3 protein-coding genes are annotated in these 2,530 nt (G+C 33.8%); all 3 read right to left on the minus strand.

The features are described 5' to 3' along the window. Nucleotides 1-484 (minus strand): S4 domain-containing protein (locus PHC28_RS18240; protein ID WP_300103886.1); only part of this gene is annotated, 484 nt, incomplete at its 3' end. A gap of 133 nt (nt 485-617) precedes the next feature. Beyond that, a complete protein-coding gene (locus tag PHC28_RS18245) occupies nt 618-1,538 on the minus strand; it encodes a geranylgeranylglycerol-phosphate geranylgeranyltransferase (protein ID WP_300103889.1) in 921 nt (306 codons plus the stop codon). A gap of 1 nt (nt 1,539) precedes the next feature. Further along, the gene (locus PHC28_RS18250; RefSeq protein WP_300103892.1) at nt 1,540-2,478 is read right to left on the minus strand and encodes a mevalonate kinase; all 939 of its coding nucleotides are present in this window, start codon (nt 2,476-2,478) and stop codon (nt 1,540-1,542) included. Between the last annotated feature and the right edge of the window lie 52 nt (nt 2,479-2,530).

The following is a 2,530-nucleotide window of genomic DNA, read 5'->3' on the forward strand; positions in this document are numbered from 1 at the left end:
CTTTTACCAATTCTAAAACATTACGGAATTCTTGACCTTCATCAAGTGCAGTTGTGAAATTTTTGGGTTTGTTCAGCAAAATATACACTTTTTTCTCAGGAGTCAAAACTGCTCCATCAAAATTCACTACATCACCAGGTTTTACCATATAACCCATTTCGGTAACAGGAATTCCGTTTACTTTTACGTTGCCCGATTGAATGTAAATGTCGGCATCACGACGTGAACAAACTCCTGAATTCGAAATGTATTTGTTCAAACGAATTTCGTCTTTTACTTTTGGTCTTTTAGGAGCTTGATTTGGTTTTTTCTCAACTTTATCAGTAGCAGCTTCCGCAACTTTAGTCCCGACACTTCGGGATGGTTTTACTTTTTTAGGACCTTGAGCCCTTTTTTGCATCGCAGGTTTTGGCTTATTTGAACTGGGTCTAGAGCTGTTTGCTCTTCCCCCGCTTTTTTTGTTATTGCCTTCCTTGTTATTCATAATATTCTATAATTTACTTCGTCAGTTCGGCCTTTAATGGCCTCGTGTGCGCAAAGATAGTTTATTATTGGTTAATAGTTGATTGTTTTTGAATTACGGTTTCGTAGTCTTGAGAAAAGTAGTTTCTAAAAATTCATATTGACATTAGCAGTTTTCTTCCGTGCCAAAGTACGCTAGGATTGATGAGGATTATGCAAAAAACACCCGACACGATTAGAAATTTCAGCACATTATGAAGCATTAAATAGTGTTCTTTTGTATCCGATTTCCAAAGACGTAACAAGAAGAAAATCAAAATTATCAGGCAGGAATAAAAATAGATATCCATATAACCAACGTCGAAAATTTCAATTAAAACGTAAATTGGAACTATCGTTGCAATTGTTAAAAAGGTAATAATTTGCTTCGAAACTGTTTCGCCATAAATAATGGGAATGGTTTTGTAATCATTGGCTAAATCACCTTTGATATTTTCTAAATCTTTTATCATTTCCCGTATTAAAAGCAACAAAAACAAGAAAGTAGCGTGACCAAAGATGACTTCGTATAGGTTTTTGTAATACAAAAGAATGGCAAAAAAAGGCAAGATTGCCAAAAAAGCCGACGTCAAATTGCCTATAATTGGGTATTTTTTTATTTTATGAGAATAATACCAAATCAGGAAAATATAAACCGAGAAGAACATAAATGCGCGCCAAGAAACAAAAATAGCCAGAAAAGCAACAATAAAATTTAGGCTAAAATAGACTTGAAGTTTTGTTTTTTGACTTACTAATCGGTCAAGCATCGACTTATTGGGGCGATTAATCAAATCTTTTTTGCTGTCGTAAAAATTATTGATGATATAACCCGAAGCAATGGTCAAGGACGAAACAAAAACGATAATAAACAAATCAAAATCGAGAAGTATTGACAATGGCCTTTTTTCTGGTGCAAGGATAAATATCGCCGAAAGATATTGCGCTAAAACAATTATTGGAATGTTATAACCTCTAACAACAGAGAACAAACTGATGAATTTCATCACGATTATTTTGTTCTTCCGACTTAGCATTTTAAAATTGATAAACTACTTCCAACTTATAGTCTTTTAATGAAATTCTTGCTTTTTCTAAATCTTGAGTGAAACCTAGAATGTAACCGCCGCCACCTGAACCACAAAGTTTCAAATAATAATCGTTAGTGTCAATTCCTTTTTGCCAAATACTGTGAAATTGTTCCGGAATCATTGGTTTGAAGTGATTCAAAACTACTTTTGATAATTTTTTAGTGTTGGCAAACAAGGATTTCATATCGCCACCAAGAAAATTTTCGACACAAGCATCAGTATGTTTGATAAACTGAGATTTCAACATTTTTCGGAAACCTTGATCTTTCAAGTTTTCCATAAAAATATTGACCATAGGAGCGGTTTCGCCCACAATTCCTGAATCTATTAAAAATACTGCCCCACTTCCTGCTAAACTTTGGGTAGGAATTCCGGTTGCTTCAATATTATCTTTTGAATTAATTAAAATCGGGATGCTCAAATAACTGTTCAAAGGATCTAAACCCGAACTTTTTCCGTGGAAAAAGGACTCCATTTGGGCGAAAATATTTTTTAGTTTCAATAACTTTTCTCGAGTCAAATTTTCGAGAACTGTAATTTTATTTTGGGCATATTTGTCGTAAATAGCAGCAACTAATGCGCCGCTACTTCCAACTCCGTAACCTTGTGGAATACTGGAATCAAAGAACATTCCGGTTTCGACATCATTTTTTAAGGATGCTAAATCAAAAGTAACCAGTTCGGATTGTTCGCTTTGTAAAGTTTCTAAATAAGAAACAAAATGTTTCAAATTTTCATTTGATTTTATGGCCTCTTCAGATGGATTTGCGTCTCTTTTCAACGCACCATTGTAAAAATTGTATGGAATAGACAAACCTTTTGAGTCACGAATAATTCCGTATTCTCCAAAGAGTAATATTTTTGAGTAAAATAAAGGTCCTTTCATATAGGTTGAACTTATTTTATTTTGTTGATTTTTGTTGGGTTTTGTCTGGTGT

Origin of the sequence: Flavobacterium sp. (genome assembly GCF_028712645.1) — a bacterium.
Taxonomy (GTDB): domain Bacteria; phylum Bacteroidota; class Bacteroidia; order Flavobacteriales; family Flavobacteriaceae; genus Flavobacterium.